The 17502-nt window shown below is 64.2% G+C and carries 14 protein-coding genes and 1 riboswitch; of the genes, 8 read left to right on the top strand and 6 right to left on the bottom strand.

Annotated elements, in window-relative coordinates; all coding sequences use genetic code 11:
- Positions 1-121: 121 nt before the first annotated feature.
- Positions 122-1228: a 2'-deoxycytidine 5'-triphosphate deaminase gene (locus BRSPCE3_RS21350; protein ID WP_244068067.1), complete on the bottom strand. Its 1107-nt coding sequence runs from the start codon at positions 1226-1228 to the stop codon at positions 122-124.
- Positions 1229-1361: 133 nt separating this feature from the next.
- Positions 1362-1441: riboswitch (SAM riboswitch) on the top strand.
- 76 nt (positions 1442-1517) lie between these two features.
- On the opposite strand from BRSPCE3_RS21350, the gene BRSPCE3_RS21345 reads away from it, so the two are divergent.
- A complete protein-coding gene (locus tag BRSPCE3_RS21345; protein WP_244068066.1) occupies positions 1518-2732 on the top strand; it encodes an O-succinylhomoserine sulfhydrylase in 1215 nt (404 codons plus the stop codon).
- A 66-nt stretch (positions 2733-2798) separates the two neighbouring features.
- On the opposite strand, the gene BRSPCE3_RS21340 is transcribed toward BRSPCE3_RS21345, so the two are convergent.
- The 5 genes from BRSPCE3_RS21340 to BRSPCE3_RS21320 form a co-directional block, all read right to left on the bottom strand.
- Positions 2799-3572: an SDR family NAD(P)-dependent oxidoreductase gene (locus BRSPCE3_RS21340; protein WP_244068065.1), complete on the bottom strand. Its 774-nt coding sequence runs from the start codon at positions 3570-3572 to the stop codon at positions 2799-2801.
- A 134-nt stretch (positions 3573-3706) separates the two neighbouring features.
- A complete protein-coding gene (gene pimD / locus BRSPCE3_RS21335; protein WP_244068064.1) occupies positions 3707-4852 on the bottom strand; it encodes a pimeloyl-CoA dehydrogenase small subunit in 1146 nt (381 codons plus the stop codon).
- Positions 4853-5033: 181 nt separating this feature from the next.
- Positions 5034-6224, bottom strand: a complete 1191-nt coding sequence (pimC, locus tag BRSPCE3_RS21330) for a pimeloyl-CoA dehydrogenase large subunit (RefSeq protein ID WP_244068063.1) — start codon at positions 6222-6224, stop codon at positions 5034-5036.
- A gap of 186 nt (positions 6225-6410) precedes the next feature.
- A complete protein-coding gene (gene pimA / locus BRSPCE3_RS21325; RefSeq protein WP_244068062.1) occupies positions 6411-8093 on the bottom strand; it encodes a dicarboxylate--CoA ligase PimA in 1683 nt (560 codons plus the stop codon).
- Positions 8094-8248: 155 nt separating this feature from the next.
- Positions 8249-10345, bottom strand: a complete 2097-nt coding sequence (locus BRSPCE3_RS21320) for a 3-hydroxyacyl-CoA dehydrogenase NAD-binding domain-containing protein (protein WP_244068061.1) — start codon at positions 10343-10345, stop codon at positions 8249-8251.
- Between the two features lie 170 nt (positions 10346-10515).
- Here BRSPCE3_RS21320 and BRSPCE3_RS21315 point away from each other — a divergent pair, with 170 nt between their 5' ends.
- From BRSPCE3_RS21315 to BRSPCE3_RS21285, 7 genes are all read left to right on the top strand, one after another.
- Positions 10516-11382 (top strand): IclR family transcriptional regulator, encoded by an 867-nt coding sequence (locus BRSPCE3_RS21315; protein WP_244068060.1) that lies wholly within the window; start codon positions 10516-10518, stop codon positions 11380-11382.
- A 69-nt stretch (positions 11383-11451) separates the two neighbouring features.
- Complete coding sequence (locus BRSPCE3_RS21310) at positions 11452-12249, top strand: ABC transporter ATP-binding protein (protein ID WP_244068059.1); 798 nt, start codon at positions 11452-11454, stop codon at positions 12247-12249.
- Entirely contained in the window at positions 12246-12959 is a 714-nt protein-coding gene (locus BRSPCE3_RS21305) for an ABC transporter ATP-binding protein (protein ID WP_050406253.1), read from the top strand. The genes BRSPCE3_RS21310 and BRSPCE3_RS21305 overlap by 4 nt, the downstream gene beginning before the upstream one ends.
- A 12-nt stretch (positions 12960-12971) precedes the next feature.
- Positions 12972-13850: a branched-chain amino acid ABC transporter permease gene (locus BRSPCE3_RS21300; protein WP_021076976.1), complete on the top strand. Its 879-nt coding sequence runs from the start codon at positions 12972-12974 to the stop codon at positions 13848-13850.
- A 2-nt stretch (positions 13851-13852) separates the two neighbouring features.
- Positions 13853-14869, top strand: coding sequence for a branched-chain amino acid ABC transporter permease (locus tag BRSPCE3_RS21295; protein WP_244068058.1), 1017 nt, complete (start codon positions 13853-13855; stop codon positions 14867-14869).
- Between the two features lie 16 nt (positions 14870-14885).
- Positions 14886-16115 carry an ABC transporter substrate-binding protein gene (locus tag BRSPCE3_RS21290; RefSeq protein ID WP_244068057.1) on the top strand — a complete coding sequence of 410 codons (1230 nt, stop codon included), beginning with the start codon at positions 14886-14888 and terminating at the stop codon, positions 16113-16115.
- Positions 16116-16233: 118 nt separating this feature from the next.
- Positions 16234-17460 (top strand): ABC transporter substrate-binding protein, encoded by a 1227-nt coding sequence (locus tag BRSPCE3_RS21285; RefSeq protein ID WP_244068056.1) that lies wholly within the window; start codon positions 16234-16236, stop codon positions 17458-17460.
- The last annotated feature ends 42 nt before the right edge of the window (positions 17461-17502 follow it).

Below are 17502 nucleotides of genomic sequence, written 5' to 3'. Positions count from 1 at the left end.
TTGATCGGGCGATCCAGTATTCAAGAGACAGTTGTGATCGATCGAGAGGCCGCGGCGTACTGGATTCCCCGCTTTCGCGGGGAATGACGGCGGAGGATGACGCGAAATCCGACTCGCGGAATTACACGCGAAAATGCTTGGAGAGCTTCAGGCCCTGCGCCTGGTAGTTCGAGCCGATGCGCTGGCCGTAGAGTGCGTCGGGGCGCTCCAGCATGCGCTCATAGACGAGGCGGCCGACGATCTGGCCATGCTCCAGGATGAACGGCACCTCGCGCGAGCGCACTTCCAGTACGGCGCGGGCGCCCTTGCCGCCGGCGCCGGCATAACCGAAGCCGGGATCGAAGAAGCCGGCATAGTGGACGCGGAATTCGCCGACCAGCGGATCGAACGGCACCATCTCCGCGGCGTAGTCCGGCGGCACCTGCACAGCCTCTTTCGAGGCCAGGATGTAGAACTCGCCGGGATCGAGAATCAGGCTGCCGTCGGAGCGCGCCTTGATCGGCTCCCAGAAGTCGTCGACCGCATAGCCGCCGCGGCGATCGACATCGACCACGCCGGTGTGGCGCTTGGCGCGATAGCCGACGAAGCCGCCCGAGCTCGCGCCGGAGAGATCGACCGAGAGCGCGACGCCATGGGTGAGATCGGCATTGTCGGCGTCGACCAGCCGCTCGGAGGCATGCAGCGCGTCGAGCTCGTCGGCGGTCAAGGTCGCCTCGCCGATCCGGAAGCGGACCTGACTGAGCCGCGAGCCCTCGCGCAGCAGCACGGGAAACGTCTTCGGCGAGATCTCGGCATAGAGCGGGCCGTGATAGCCGGCGCCGATCATGTCGAAGCGGCGGGTGCCGTCGGCGATCACGCGGGTGAACACGTCGAGCCGTCCGGTTGAGCTCTTCGGATTGGCCGCAGCCACGATCTCCGGCGGCAGCGCCAGGCTCTCCAAGAGCGGGACGATGTAGACGCAATTGGTCTCCAGCACGGCGCCGTCGGACAGATCGATCTCGTGCAGCTTGAGCTGGTCGATCCGCTCGGCGACAGTGGCATCGGGCCCCGGCAGGAAGCTGGCGCGGACCCGGTAGGCTATGTCGCCGAGGCGGAGATCGAGGCTCGCCGGCTGGATCTGGCTCTCGACGAAGTCGTAGGCGGGCAGAATGAGGCCGGCCTCCGCCATCTCCGCGATCATGCGGTCGGGCAGGATTCCGTTGGATTCATCTTCCAGCGTGAACGACACGATACGGTCCCTCGGCGATCCCTCGAGATGGCCCAAAATCATAGTCTCAACGGCCACCAAGCCCCAAAATATAGGCTTTTACGGGTTATCCGATGACCGTCTTGACGGAAAGGGCGCGAGGGAATATCAGCTGCACTTATCCCGTGGTGATTTGAGCCGGCCGGCTTGCAGCCACGTTAAATAAGTCGCTAAACAGGCCGGGGACAGTGTGATCCCGGCTTGTGGAGGTTTCTCCAGGCCGGTTTTTTTGTGGTCATTTTCCAGCGGAAATGGCCACTTCGGAGGTCACATGTCTGAATCCAAGTCTTCTGAAGCCAAGTCTTCTTCTACCGCCCATTTTCGTCCCGAAACCCGCCTGGTCCATGGCGGCACGCTGCGCTCGCAATTCGGGGAGACGTCGGAAGGGCTGTTTCTGACCCAGGGCTACGTCTACGACAGCGCGGAGCAATGCGAGGCGCGCTTCAAGGGCCAGGATCCCGGCTTCATCTATTCGCGCTATTCCAACCCGACCATTGCGATGTTCGAGCGCCGCATGATCGAGCTCGAGGGCGCCGAAGCCGCGCGCTCGACCGCGACCGGCATGGCCGCGGTGACGACCGCGATCCTCGCGCCGCTGAAGGCCGGCGACCACGTGGTGGCCTCAAAAGCGTTGTTCGGCTCCTGCCTGTACGTGGTGCAAGACCTGTTGCCGCGCTACGGCATCGAGACGACCTTGGTCGACGGGCTCGATCTCGACCAGTGGCAGCGCGCGCTGCGGCCGAACACCAAGACCTTCTTCCTGGAGAGCCCGACCAATCCGACGCTCGACGTGCTCGATATCGGCGCGATCGCCAAGATTGCGCATAGCGGCGGCGCCCGGCTGATCGTCGACAACGTGTTCGCGACGCCGATCTGGCAGAGCCCGCTGTCGCTCGGCGCCGACGTCGTGGTCTATTCAGCGACCAAGCATATCGACGGCCAGGGCCGCTGCCTCGGCGGCGTCATCCTGTCGTCGGAAGCCTTCATCGCCGAGCACATCCATAATTTCATGCGCCAGACCGGCCCGTCGCTGTCGCCGTTCAACGCCTGGGTGCTGCTGAAGGGGCTGGAGACGCTGGGCGTCCGCGTCCGCGCCCAGACCGAAAACGCGGCCAAGATCGCCGAGGCGCTGGCCAACCACCCGAAGATCACGCGGCTGGTCTATCCGGGCCGCGCGGATCATCCGCAGGCCGCGACGGTGAAGAAGCAGATGGGTGCCGGCTCGACGCTGGTCGGCTTCGAGGTCAAGGACGGCAAGGCCGGCGCGTTCCGCTGCCTCAACGCGCTGAAGATCTCGCGCATCTCCAACAATCTCGGCGATGCCAAGAGCCTGGTCACGCATCCCGCCACCACGACGCATCAGCGCCTCGCGCCGGAAGCCCGCGCCGAACTCGGCATCAGCGAAGGCTTCATCCGCTTCTCCGCCGGGCTCGAGCATCCCGCCGACCTGATCGAGGATTTCGAGCGGGCGCTGGAGCAGGTTTGAGGCAGAGCTGAAACGCATCACGGCCGGGCTGAAGCCCGGCCATGATTGATACTGGCAAGTGAGAGCTTACGTCGCCGCCGTCGTGACGCCGCCGTCGACCACGATGGTCTGGCCGGTCATGAAGGTCGAGGCGTCGGACGCGAGATAGGCCACTGCGCCCGCGATCTCGTCGGGCTCGCCGATGCGGCGGAGCGGCGTCGAGGCGGTGCGGCGCTTCAGATTGTCCGGGTCCTCCCACAGCGCGCGGGCGAAATCGGTCTTCACCAGGCCCGGCGCCACGCAATTGACCCGCACGCCCTTCGGACCCCATTCACCGGCGAGGCTGCGGCACAGCGCGAAGTCGGCCGCCTTGGAGATGCCGTAGGCGCCGATCACCGTCGAACCCCGAAGTCCGCCGATCGAGGAGATGATGACGACCGAGCCCTTGCCGCGCTCGGCCATCTGCGGGATCGCCAGCGCGGACAGCCAGATGTTGCTCTTGACGTTGGAGCCCATGATCTTGTCGAAGGCTTCGTCGGTGATGTCGAGCAGCGGGCCGTAATACGGATTGACCGCGGCGTTGCAGACCAGGATGTCGATCTTGCCGTAATGCTTGATCGTGCCCGAGACCAGCGCCTCGACCTCCGCGCGGCGCGCGATGTTGCAGGGGATGACGAGCGCATCACCGCCGGCCTGCTTGATGCCGTCGGCGACGACCTCGCAGGCATCCGCCTTGCGCGAGGAGATCACGACCTTGGCGCCGAGTTTTGCGAGCAGCTCCGCCGAGGAGCGGCCGATGCCGCGGCTCGAGCCGGTGACGACGGCGACCTGGCCGGTGAGATCGAACGGGGTGTTTTTCATTGTTGTTGCCTCCCGGATGGGCCGTCATTCCGGGGCTCGCGAAGCGAGAACCCGGAATCCATTGGGCCGCATCATTGGTGGTGAAATGGATTCCGGGGTCAGCCCTTTGGGCTGCCCCGGAATGACGGTTGGAACTACGCCAACAGCCCGCCGCCCCCGCTGACGCGACGCAGATGGTAGTCGGTGTCGCCGAGCGTGTTCTCGATCATGGTCAGCCGCTTGAAGTAGTGGCCGATCTTGGCCTCCATGGTCATGCCGATGCCGCCATGAAGCTGGATCGACTGCTGGCCGACGAACTTCAGGGACTTGCCGACCTGCACCTTGGCGGCCGCGACCGCGGACGAACGCTCCTTGGCATCGGTGAAGTCCGACGCCATGGTCGCGAACATCGACATGCTGCGGGCCTGCTCCAGCGCCACGAACATGTCGGCGGCACGGTGCTGCAGGCTCTGGAACGAGCCGATCGCAACGCCGAACTGCTTGCGGGTCTTGATGTACTCGACGGTCTCCTTCAGCGATTCGTCCATCGCACCGACGGCTTCCGCGCACAGCGCAATGCGGGCTTCGTCCGCGACGCGTTCGATCAAAGGCAGGCCGTTCTCGGGATCGCCGATCGCGGCATCCGCGCCGACCTCGACATTGGTGAAGGTGATGTCGGCCGCATGCAGGCCGTCCTGGGTGGGATAGCCCTTCCGGGTGACGCCCTTGGCATCGGCCGGCACCAGGAACACGCCGATGCCGGCCTTGTCGCGCTGGCCACCCTTGGTGCGCGCGGTGACGATCAGCGTGTCGGCGTTCTCGCCGTTGAGCACGACGAACTTCTCGCCGTCGATGACCCAACCATCGCCCTTCTTCTTCGCCGTGGTCACGACGTCGAACAGGTCGTAGCGCGAGTTCTTCTCGAGCTGGGCAAAGCCGAAGGTCCTGCTGCCGTCGATGATGCCCGGGATGTAATTGGCCTTCTGCTCGGCCGAGCCGCCATGGCGCAGGAAGCCGCCGGCGACCACCACGGTGGCCAGATAGGGTTCGACCACCAGCGCCTTGCCGAGCGCTTCCATCACGATCATGGTCTCGACCGCGCCGGCGCCGAAGCCGCCGTCAGTTTCGGCGAAGGGCAGACCAAGCAGGCCCTGCTCGGCGAGCTTGCCCCAGAGCGCTTTGCTCCAGCCGCCCTTCTCCTTCATGTACTTCTTGCGCGCATCGAAGTCGTAGGCATCCGCCAGCAACCCGTCGACGCTTTCCTTGAGAAGCCGCTGCTCCTCGGACAGATCAAAATCCATTTTACCATCTCTCCAAAATCACGCGGGCGTCCGCCCTGATCTCCACTCGTCATCCCCGCGAATGCGGGGATCCAGTACGCCGCGGCCCACATTGGGAATCACGATCGCCTCGGCCGTACTGGGTCCCCCCGCCCCTGTGCGCAATTGCGCGCAAGGCGGGGGACGACACCGAACTTGTGGCCTACAGCCCCAGCACCGCCTTGCTGATGATGTTGCGCTGGATCTCGTTGGAGCCGCCGTAGATCGAGACCTTGCGGTTGTTGAAGTAGCTCGGCGCGATCTGCGCGGTCCAATCCATGCTCTCGTTGGAGCCGGCATCGCCGTGCTCGTCGTAGGGCGCGGCGAACGGGCCGATGATCTCCATCAAGAGCTCGGTGGTGGTCTGCTGGATTTCCGAGCCCTTGATCTTGAGCACCGAGGACGCCGGGTTGGGCTTGCCCTTGCCGTGCTTGCCCTCGTCGGCGACGACGCGGAGCTGGGTCAGCTCGAGCGCCTTCAGCTCGATCTCGCAGGCCGTGAGCTTTTCGCGGAACGCGGGATCCTCGATCACCGGACGGCCGCCGGACTCGACCTTGGATGCCAGCGCGCGGATGCGGCGCAGCCGCTCCTTCGACACGCCGACCCGGGCGATGCCGGTGCGCTCATTGCCGAGCAGGAACTTGGCGTAGTCCCAGCCCTTGTTCTCCTCGCCGATCAGGTTCTCGACAGGAACCTCGACGTCGTCGAAGAACACTTCGTTGACCTCATGGCCGCCGTCGATGGTCTGGATCGGGCGCACGGTGACGCCCTTCGACTTCATGCTGAACACGATGAAGGAGATGCCCATCTGCTTCTTCGCGTTGTTGTCGGTGCGGCAGAGGCAGAAGATCATGTCGGCGTGCTGGGCCAGCGTGGTCCAGGTCTTCTGGCCATTGATGATCCACTTGTCGCCACGGCGCTCGGCCTTGGTCTTCAGCGAGGCGAGGTCCGAACCCGAGCCCGGCTCCGAGAAGCCCTGGCACCACCAGTCGTCGACGCTGGCGATGCGCGGCAGATATTCCTTCTTCTGCTTCTCATTGCCGAAGGTGTAGATGACAGGGCCGACCATGCTGACGCCGAAGGCGAGCGGCTGCGGCGCGGGATAGGACTGCAATTCTTCGTTGAAGATGTAGTGCTGCACGGTGGTCCAGCCGGTGCCGCCATATTCCTTCGGCCAGTGGGTGACGCCCCAGCCCTTCTTGTTGAGGATACGCCACCACGTGACCATCTCGTCCTTCGACAGATGGCGGCCTTCCTGCAGCTTGCGCCTTGTGTCCGGCGGCACGTTGTTCTTGAAGAACTCCCGTACCTCCTCGCGAAACGCTATCTCTTCCTTGGTGAAAGCGAGATCCATCGGATCCTCCTTTTGAAATTCAACTTCCTTATCACTCTCTGCTGTCGTCCCGGCGCAGGCCGGGACCCATAACCACCGGCCTACGTGTTTGGCAACGCCGGCTGCCGCTTGCGCCTATTACGTAGGCCGCGGCGTATGGGTCCCGGCTTTCGCCGGGACGACGGATTCATTGCACCATGTCGTCCATCATGAGCGCGATCCTGATGCGGTCTGTTGTGGTTTGGATGTCTTCGGCTGCTGCTGGCGCAATTCGTGACGCGACAGCTTGCCGACCGGGGTGCGCGGCAGCTCGGCGACGAACTCGACCGCCGCCGGCAATTCATGCTTGCCGACCTTGCCGGTGAGGAATGCGCGCAGCTCGTCGATCGAGAACTCCTTCTCGCCGTCGCGCAGCTTGATGAAGGCCTTGGCCGCCTCGCCGCGGTAGTCGTCGGGAATGCCGATCACGATCACTTCCTGCACGGCAGGATGGGTGTAGATCGCCTGCTCGATCATCTGCGGATAGACGTTGAAGCCGCCGGAGATGATCATGTCCTTCTTGCGGTCGACCAGATAGAAATAGCCGTCGGCGTCCATGTAGCCGATGTCGCCGGTCAGGAAGCGGTCGCCGACGAAGGCCTCCGCGGTTTCCGCCGGCCTGTTCCAGTAGCCCTTGGTGACGTTCGGGCCGCGGATGCGGATTTCGCCGACCTCGCCGACCGGCATCACCTTGGTGGAATCCTCCAGCGACACCACGTCCATCTCGATGCCGGGCAGCATCAGCCCGATCGAGCCCGGCTTCTCCGGTCCTTCCTTGGGATGGCCGGTGCCGGGCGAGCAGGTCTCGGTCATGCCCCAGCCGCTCTTCAGCTTCATGCCGACGCGGCGTTCGAAGACCTTGGCGACCTCGACCGGCAGCGGCGCGCCGCCGGAGCCGGCGACCACCAGCGAGGACAGATCGCGCTTGTCGAGATCGGGCAGCGAGGCGATCGCGATCCACATCGTCGGCACGCCGGGAAACACCGTCGCGCGCTTGACCTCGATGTCGCGCATCACAGCCTCGACGTCGAAGCGCTGGTGCAGCGAGATCAGATGCCCGCGCCGGATCACCGACAGCAGCACGACCGTCAGCGCGTAGATGTGAAACAGCGGCAGCACGCAGATCACGCGCTCGATCGCATTGCGCTCGAGCCGGCCCGGCTTGCCCCAGACGTCGTAGATCGACACCGCCGCGGTGAGATTGCCGTGGCTGAGCATGGCGCCCTTGGGCAGGCCCGTGGTGCCGCCGGTATATTGCAGCAGCGCGACGTCCTCGACATCGACCGCAGGCCATTGCGATGGCTTGGTTGCGCCATCGATGAACTGGCGATGCGTGATGATCGCGGGGTTATCCGGCAACGCGGTTTGCGGCGTGCCGACCTTGCCCCAATTGTCATCCTCGCAAACGATCAGGCGGTCGAGCAGACCCTTGGCGAGGAATTTCAGCGCGGTCGGCAACAGCGCCGAGAGATTGCTTGTCACCAGCACGCGCGCGCCGGAGTCCGAGAGCTTGTGCGACAGCGCGATCTCGCCATCGAGCGGCGACAGATGCACGACGCGGGCGCCGGCCTTCAGCGCACCGAAGAAGTTGATCGGATGATCAGGCGAATTGCCGAGGAACAGCGCAACCGAGGCGCCCTTGCCGTAGCCTGCCCGCAGGAAGGCGGCAGCCGCGGTCTCGACCAGGGCCTCGAGCTCGCTGTAGCTGATCTGCCGGTCGCGGAATTCGAGCACCGGGCGCGCGCCGAACTCGGCGGCGGCATTCGACAGCAGGTCCGGCAGCGTGCCGCGCGTGATCTCGTCGCTCCACTGCACGCCCTTGGGATAATATTGTTCGCCGGGATAGGTCATGGATGCCTTCGCAGGGACTCTATGAAGTCGTCATTCCGGGATGGCCCGAAGGGCCAGACCCGGAATCGATCAAACCGCATGCGCCGAGGCGCAATGGGTTCCGGGCTCATCGCTTGCGCGATGCCCCGGAACGACACAGTTAGGCCAACGGCCGATCACGCCGCCTTCGACGCCGCGGCGAGCGAGGCGAAGGTCTTGCCTTCGTCGGCGAGCTTCCTGAGCAGCGGCGCCGGTTCGAGCGAGGGATCGTTGGTCTCCTTGGCGTAGAAGGCCAGGCGATCGGCGATGTGCTTGAGGCCGACGGTGTCGGCCCAGAACATCGGGCCGCCGCGATAGATCGGCCAGCCATAGCCATAGAGCCAGACCACGTCGATGTCGGACGGCCGCGCCGCGATGCCTTCGGCGAGGATCTTCGCACCCTCGTTGATCATCGGGTACATCATGCGCTCGAGGATCTCGTCGTCGCTGACGACGCGCTTCTTGCGGCCGAGGCGCGCCAGCGTCTCGTCGATCAGCTTCTCGACCTCCGGATCGGGCAGCGCCGAGCGCGAGCCCGGCTCGTACTTGTAGTAGCCCTTGCCGGTCTTCTGGCCGAAGCGGCCGGCTTCGCAGAGCGCGTCCGCGATCTCCGACTTGATGCCGCGGTCCTTGCGCGAGCGCCAGCCGATATCGAGACCGGCGAGATCGCCCATCGCGAACGGGCCCATCGGCATGCCGAACTTGGTGACCACAGCGTCGACCTGCTGCGGCAGCGCGCCTTCGAACAACAGCTTCTCGGACTGCTTGCCGCGCTGCGCCAGCATGCGGTTGCCGACGAAGCCGTCGCAGACGCCGACCACGGCCGGCACTTTGGCGATCTTGCGGGCGATCGAAACCGCAGTCACCAGCGCGTCCGGCGCGGTCTTGTCGGCGCGCACGATCTCGCACAGCTTCATCACGTTGGCCGGCGAGAAGAAGTGCATGCCGAGCACGTCCTGCGGACGCTTGGTCGACTGCGCGATCTCGTCGATGTTGAGGTAGGAGGTGTTGGAGGCCAGCACCGCGCCCGGCTTGGCGTATTGGTCGAGCTTGCCGAACACTTCCTTCTTGACCGCCATGGTCTCGAACACCGCCTCGATCACCAGATCGGCATCGCCGACGTTCTCGATGCCGACGACGCCGTTGATCAGCGCCATCCGCTTGGCGGGCGCATCCGCCGGGATGCCACCGCGCGCGGCGGTCGCCTCGTAGTTCTTCTGCATGATGCCCATGCCGCGCTTGAGCTGCTCCTCGCCGGTCTCGATCAGGGTGACCGGGATGCCGGCATTGACGAACGACATCGCGATGCCTCCGCCCATGGTGCCGGCGCCGAGGATGGCGACGCGCGCGACGTTGCGCGACTTGGTGCCGTCGGGCACGCCCGAGATCTTGGCGGCCTCGCGCTCGGCGAAGAAGGCGTAGCGCTGTGCCTTGGACTGGTCGCCGTTCATCAGCTTGAGGAAGCCCTCGCGCTCCTTCTTCAGGCCCTCCTCGAACGGCAGGTCGATCGCGGCGCCGACCGCGTCGGCGGCGGCGAACGGCGCCTCGAGGCCGCGCGACTTCTTGGTCAGCGCGGCGACCGCATTGGTGAAGATCGAACGGTCGGCCTTGGCGGCGGCGAGCTTCGAGTCATCATCGCGCAGCTTGCGCAGCGGACGCTTCTCGGCGACCACCTTGCGCGCAAATGCCTCACCGCCCGACGCCGGACCTTCGACGATCTCCTCGATCAGGCCGGCCTTGAGCGCCGCGTCCGCACCGATCGGATCGCCGCCGACGATCATCTTGACGGCGAGCTCGGGACCGACCGCGCGCGGCAGGCGCTGGGTGCCGCCGGCGCCCGGCAGCAGGCCGAGCTTCACCTCGGGCAGACCGAGCTTGGCGTCCTTGGTGGCGACACGGTAGTGGCAGGCCAGCGCGACCTCGAGACCGCCGCCGAGCGCGGTGCCGTGGATCGCGGCAACGATCGGCTTCGGCGAGCTCTCCATCAGGCTCAGCACGTCGGCGAGCCCGGGCGGCTTCGGTGGCTTGCCGAATTCGGTGATGTCGGCGCCGGCGATGAAGGTGCGGCCGGCGCAGGTCAGCACGATGCCCTGAACCTGCGCGTCATCGATCGCACTCTTGATGCAATCGAAGATGCCGGCGCGCACGGCCGCGCTCAGCGCATTCACCGGCGGACTGTTAACCGTGACGACGGCAATGTTGTCATGACGTTCGAGCTTGACGACTTCACTCACCGGGACTCTCCCTGGATGCTTGTTCTTGGACTTGTGTTGAGTAGCTGCACGACTTGCGTCGAGCCGCTACGATTAGACCAATTTCGCACTGCGAAATTTAATTCCACATCTTGACACGGAGGGTTATTTTGAAGCACGAGCCTTGTCAACGAGCATGACAAGGTGAGGGAATGAAGCGCGCCAGCAAGAAAGCCGCGACCGATCGCAATTTCGTCGTCGCGCTTTCCCGCGGACTGGACGTCCTGCGCGCATTTCAACCCAATGACGGGCTGCTCGGCAATCAGGAGATTGCCGCCCGCACCAAGTTACCGAAGCCAACCATCTCCCGGCTGACCTACACGCTGACCAAGCTGGGATACCTTACACCTGTACCGAAATTCGAGAAGTATCAGCTCGCGCCGTCGGCGATGGCGCTCGGCTATGCCGCGCTCGCCAATCTCGGCGTTCGGCATTTGTCCGAGCCCTATCGAGAAGAAGTGATGCGCGCGACCGGCGGCGCCGTCGCGGTCGGCGGCCGCGACCGGCACAGCATGATCTATTTCGGGCAGAGCCGGAACGGCCTGGCGCTCGGCGTGCAACTCGACGTCGGCTCGCGGGTGCCGATCGCGACCACGGCAATGGGTCGTGCCTATATTTGGGCGTTGCCACCCGACGATCGGGCCGCTTTACTGCGCGAGCTGCGGGATCACTACGGCAGCCGCTGGGCCAAGATGCGCGACGGCATCGAACGCTCCGGCGAGACAGTGGCGAAGTACGGCTTCACCATGTCTGCCGGCGACTGGCAGAATGACGTCGCCGCGGTCGGCGTTGCATTGAGATTGAACGACGGAACCGGTCCTTACGCCTTCAATTGCGGCGCACCGGCATTCCGCTTCACGGAAGACAGATTGCTCAACGACATTGGACCTCGTCTTGTCGCGATGGTAAGGAACATCGAGCAGGCGCTCGGTGGAATGGCGCCGCAATCCAAAAAAGAAGAACGCAAAAAGACCAGAGTAGGAGGGAAAGTTGCACGTTTGGCCGAGGGGATCAGATAGCCTCCATCACGTCCAGCGAAACGCATCGCAGGGCCGCTCGCACCGCTCGAAGACGGCGGGCGAGACGAGATGACGCAGGCACAGCTCGCGCAAGGGAATGATCCCTTGCTCGCGGTTCGCGACGTCAGCGTCGTGTTCGGCGGCATCATCGCATTGAATGGCGTGTCGTTCGACATGCGCCATGGACAGATCCTCGGCCTGATCGGACCGAACGGCGCCGGCAAGACGACGCTGTTCAACTGCCTGTCGCGGCTCTACCAGCCGTCATCCGGCGACATCCTGATGGAAGGCAAGAGCATCCTGTCGCGGCCGCCGCACCGGATCGCCGAGATCGGCATCGGCCGCACCTTCCAGAACGTCGCGCTGTTTCCCAATCTGTCCGTGATCGACAATGTGCGCGTCGGCGCGCATGCGCGCACCTCGAGCGACATCGTCAGCGACTCGCTGCGCCTCGCCTGGGTCCGCCGCGGCGAGAACGACATGAACAAGAAGGTGCATGGCATCCTCAGCTATCTCGATCTCGAGGACGTCGCCCACACCGTGGTCTCGGGACTTCCGTTCGGCACCCAGAAGCGCGTCGAGCTGGCGCGCGCCCTGGCCGCCGATCCGAAGATCCTGCTGCTCGACGAGCCTGCCGGCGGCCTCAATCACGAGGAAGTCTACGTGCTCGGCGACCTGATCCGCAAAATCCGCGATGACCGTAAAATTACGGTACTGCTGGTCGAGCATCACATGGGTCTCGTGATGTCGATCGCCGACCACGTCGTCGCGCTCAATTTCGGCCGCAAGCTCGCCGAAGGCACGCCGGCCCAGGTCCAGGCCGACCCCGATGTCATCAAGGCCTATCTGGGGAGCAAGGACCAATGACCGCGATGCTCAACGTCAAGGACCTGCGCGCCTATTACGGCCAGGTCCAGGCCCTGCACGGCCTCAGCTTTTCCCTCAACGAGGGCTCGCTGACCACCCTGCTCGGCGCCAACGGCGCCGGCAAGACCACCACGCTGCGGGCGATCTGCAACATGGTGCGCTCGACCGGTGCGATCGAGTTCGAGGGCAAGCCGATCGGCACCCGCTCCACGGAGAACGTCGTCCGCCTCGGCATCGCCCATGTGCCGCAGGGCCGCGGCACCTTCACCAACATGACGGTGGAGGAAAACCTGCAGCTCGGGGCCATCAGCCGCTCCGACACCAAGGCAATCGGCTCCGACATCGAGCGGATGTACGAACACTTCCCGGTGCTGAAGCAGCGCTACACCCAGCAGGCCGGCACGCTGTCCGGCGGCGAGCAGCAGATGCTCGCGGTGGCGCGCGCGCTGATGCTGCGGCCGCGCCTGATGCTGCTCGACGAGCCGTCATTCGGCCTCGCGCCGCTGATCGTGCGCGACCTGTTCCGCATCCTCGGCAAGATCAATCGCGAGGAAAAGGTGACCATCCTGGTGGTCGAGCAGAACGCGCAACTCGCGCTCGAGCTCGCCGACCAGGCCTATGTGATCGAAACCGGACGGATCGTGATGTCGGGCAATGCCAAGGACATCGCGAACAACGAAGACGTCCGCAAATCCTATCTCGGCTACTGAGGAGCTGGCACAATGGAGCTTTTTGCCAACCAGGTCCTGGCCGGCATCGCCACCGGCGCGATCTACGCCTGCATGGCGCTCGCGGTCGTGATGATCTACCAGGCCATCGACCATCTGAATTTCGCCCAGGGCGAAATGGCGATGTTCTCGACCTTCGTGTCGTGGCAGCTGATGCAATGGGGCGTGCCGTATTGGGGCGCCTTCGTGCTCACGGTCGCGTTCTCGTTTGCCGCCGGCATCGTCATCGAGCGGCTGCTGTTCAAGCCGCTGGCCAAGGCGCCGATCCTGACCAATGTCGCCGGCTTCATCGCGCTCTATGCGATCATCAACTCGGTGGCCGGCCTGATCTGGGACTTCACCATCAAGCAGTATCCGACGCCGTTCGGCTCCTCGCCGTTCCTCGGCAGCCAGCTGATCTCGACCCACCAGGCCGGCATGATCGGCATCACGCTCTTGATGCTGCTGCTGCTGTTCTTCTTCTTCCGCTTCACCCGGGTGGGCCTTGCGATGCGGGCGGCGGCCTCGTTGCCTGAATCGGCCCGGCTGGTCGGCATCAACACCTCGTGGATGATCGCGCTCGGCTGGGGCATGGCGTCGGCGATCGGCTCGATCGCCGGCATGATGATCGCGCCGGTGGTGTTCCTCGAACCCAACATGATGCTCGGCGTGCTGATCTACGGATTTGCCGCGGCCGTGCTCGGCGGCCTGACCAGCCCGTTCGGCGCCGTGATGGGCGGCTTCCTGGTCGGCATCTTCGAGAACCTGGTCGGCACCTACATTCCCGGTGTCGGCAATGAACTGAAACTTCCGATCGCGCTTGCGCTGATCATCGTCGTCCTGGTCGTCAAACCGGCAGGCCTGTTTGGCCGCGCCATCGTCAAGCGAGTTTGATCATGAGCGCCGCTGAAGAAATCGTCACAGAAGCCCCCGCCGTCGAAGCCGTGCCCAAGCGGGCCATGACGCTCGGCTATGGCACCTCGCTGGTCGTGCTCGCCGCGTTGATCCTGATCCCGCTGTTCGTGAAGAACTTCATCATCTTCCAGATGACGATGCTTCTGATCTACGCCCTTGCGGTGATGGCGCTCAACATCCTGACCGGCGGAAGCGGCCAGTTCTCGCTCGGCCAGAGCGCGTTCTACGCCGTCGGCGCCTATACGTCGGCGATCCTGATGGAGCATGCGGGCATGAACTATGCCCTCACGCTGCCGATCGCCGGCATCGTCTGCTTCGGCTTCGGCTTCCTGTTCGGCCAGCCGGCGCTGCGGCTGTCCGGCGTCTATCTCGCGCTCGCGACCTTCGCGCTCGCCACCGCAATGCCGCAGCTGCTCAAGCTCGGCTATTTCGAGCACTGGACCGGCGGCGTGCAGGGCCTCGTCGTCACCAAGCCGGATGCCCCGTTCGGGCTGCCGCTGTCGCAGGACATGTGGCTGTACTACTTCACCCTGGCGGTCTCGATCGCGATCTACGTCGCCTCGGTGAACCTGCTGCGCTCGCGCTCGGGGCGCGCCTTCATGGCGATCCGCGACAACGAGATCGCGGCCTCCGCGATGGGCGTCGACGTCGCGCTGTACAAGACGCTGGCGTTCGGCGTCTCGGCCGGCATCACCGGCGTGGCCGGCGGTCTCGGCGCCATCGCGGTGCAGTTCGTGGCGCCCGACGGCTACACCATCCAGCTCGCGATCTCGCTGTTCCTCGGCATGGTGGTCGGCGGCGTCGGCTGGCTGCCCGGCTCGATCGTAGGCTCCGCCTTCATCATCTTCGTGCCCAACATCGCGGAAGGCATTTCCAAGGGCCTCTCCGGCGCGGTGTTCGGCGTACTGCTGTTCCTCGTCATCTTCCTCGTGCCGCACGGCGCCAGGCAGGTTGCGATCGTTGCCCAGCAACTGGCCGCGAAGCTCAAGAAGAACTAACCAACCAGGAGATATTATGCTTTCTACCGTTCGGATCGCCGCGATTTTCGCGGCGATCACAGCCGTTGCTGCGACGTCCACTGCCGCATTCGCCCAAAAGAAATACGACACCGGCGCCAGCGATACCGAGATCAAGGTCGGCAACATCATGCCGTATTCGGGACCGGCCTCCGCCTACGGCGTGATCGGCAAGACCGAAGAAGCCTATTTCAAGATGATCAACGACCAGGGCGGCATCAACGGCCGCAAGGTCAACTTCGTCAGCTATGACGACGCCTATTCGCCGCCGAAGGCGGTCGAGCAGGTGCGCAAGCTGGTCGAGAGCGACGAGGTGCTCGTCGTGTTCAACCCGCTCGGCACGCCGTCGAACACCGCGATCCAGAAGTATCTCAACTCCAAGAAGATCCCGCAGCTGTTCGTCGCGACCGGCGCCACCAAGTGGAACGATCCGAAGAACTTCCCGTGGACCATCGGGTGGCAGCCCAGCTACCAGAGCGAGGCCCAGATCTATGCCAAGTGGCTGATGAAGGAGAAGCCCGACGCCAAGATCGCGATCCTCTATCAGAACGACGACTTCGGCAAAGACTACCTCAAGGGCACCAAGGACGGCTTCGGCGCCAAGGCATCCTCCAGCATCATCATGGAAGAGAGCTATGAGGTATCCGAGCCGTCGATCGACGGACATATCGTCAAGATCAAGGCCGCCAATCCCGACGTGCTGCTGATCTACACCACGCCGAAATTCGGCGCCCAGACCATCAAGAAGACCGCCGAGCTCGGCTGGAAGCCGCTGCAGATCATCACCAACGTGTCGATCTCGGTCGGCAGCGTGATGCAGCCGGCCGGCTTCGACAATGCCCAGGGCGTGCTCTCGGCCGCCTACGCCAAGGACGGCTCCGACCCGCAATGGGCCAGCGATCCCGGCATGAAGAAGTGGAACGCGTTTCTCGACAAGTACATGCCGGGCGTCGATAAGACCGACAACGGCGTCGTCTACGGCTACGGCGCCGCGCAGACGCTCGCCAAGGTACTCGAAATGTGCGGCGACGATCTTACCCGCGCCAACGTCATGAAGCAGGCGGCGAGCCTGAAGGACTTTGCGCCCGACACCATGCTGCCCGGCGTCAAGATCAACACCTCGGCCACCGACTTCGCCCCGATCGCCCAGCTGCAGATGCAGCGCTTCAAGGGTCAGAAGTGGGAACTGTTCGGCGAGATCATTTCCGGCGACATCCCCTCCGAGTGACGTTGCACTGCGGGAATAACACAGCAGCCTCCGCGATCTCTGTCGCGGGGGCTTTTTGTTGACGCCCCGCGCCGATGGTATTGAATACGCGAAACTAAGAACCCGAGGTGGGGAAACCATGACTGCCGCACGTCCGTCCCTGACGGCGCTGTTGTCCGCATTCGCTCTGCTCCTGACGAGCTGCAATGTCGCGCTGGCGCAGAAGAGCTACGACACCGGGGCCAGCGACACCGAGATCAAGATCGGCAACACCATGCCCTATTCGGGTCCTGCCTCCGCCTTCGGGGTGATCGGCAAGACCGAGGCGGCGTATTTCAGGATGATCAACGAGGCCGGCGGCATCCACGGCCGCAAGATCACGTTCATCTCCTACGACGACGGCTACTCGCCGCCCAAGACGGTGGAGCAGGCGCGCAAGCTGGTCGAGAACGACGAGGTGCTGCTGGTGTTCGGCTCGGTCGGCACCGCGACCAACGCGGCAATCCGGAAATACATGAACGAGAAGCAGGTGCCGCAGCTGTTCATCGCCTCCGGCGCCTCGAAATGGAACGACCCCAAGAACTATCCATGGACCATGGGCTGGCAGCCGTCCTACCAGGACGAGGCGCGGGTCTATGCAAAATACATCATGAAGCACAAGCCCGACGCCAAGGTTGCCGTGCTCTACCAGAACGATGATTTCGGCAAGGACTATCTCAAGGGCCTGAAGGACGCCTTCGGCGACAAGGCTGCGATGATCGTCGCCGAGGAAGCCTACGAGACGTCGGAGCCGACGATCGACAGTCACATCGTCAAGCTGAAGGCCTCCGGCGCCGACACCTTCATCAGCATCACCTCGCCAAAATTCGCGGCGCAGGCGATCAAGAAGGCCGCCGAAATCGCGTGGACGCCACTTCAGGTCGTCGCCAACGTCTCGGCCTCGGTCGGCGGCGTCATGCAGCCGGCCGGCTTCGAGAATGCGCAGGGCATCCTGTCGGCGTCCTATCTCAAGGACGGCGCCGATCCGCAATGGGACAGCGATCCCGGCATGCAGAAATTCCTCGCCTTCCTCAAGAAGGATTATCCCGACGCCAACAAGCTCGACGGCGCCACCTCGTACGGTTACGCCGCCGCGCAGACCATGGCGAAGGTGCTCGAGATGTGCGGCGACGACCTGACCCGCGCCAACATCATGAAGCAGGCCGCGAGCCTGAAGGATTATGTCCCCGGCACGCTGCTGCCGGGCATCAGCATCAACACCTCGCCCACCGACTTCGCGCCGATCAAGCAATTGCGCTTGATGCGGTTCAAGGGCGAGAAGTGGGAGCTGTTCGGTGACATCATCTCGAGCAATCTGAGCAACTGATCTTCGCGAATTTTCGCCGCCATCCGCACGCTCAACTCAGCA

This window comes from Bradyrhizobium sp. Ce-3 (genome assembly GCF_022835695.1).
GTDB lineage: Bacteria > Pseudomonadota > Alphaproteobacteria > Rhizobiales > Xanthobacteraceae > Bradyrhizobium.
The sequence above is the reverse complement of the archived record's forward strand: the minus strand, read 5'-3'. Positions and strand labels throughout refer to the sequence as shown.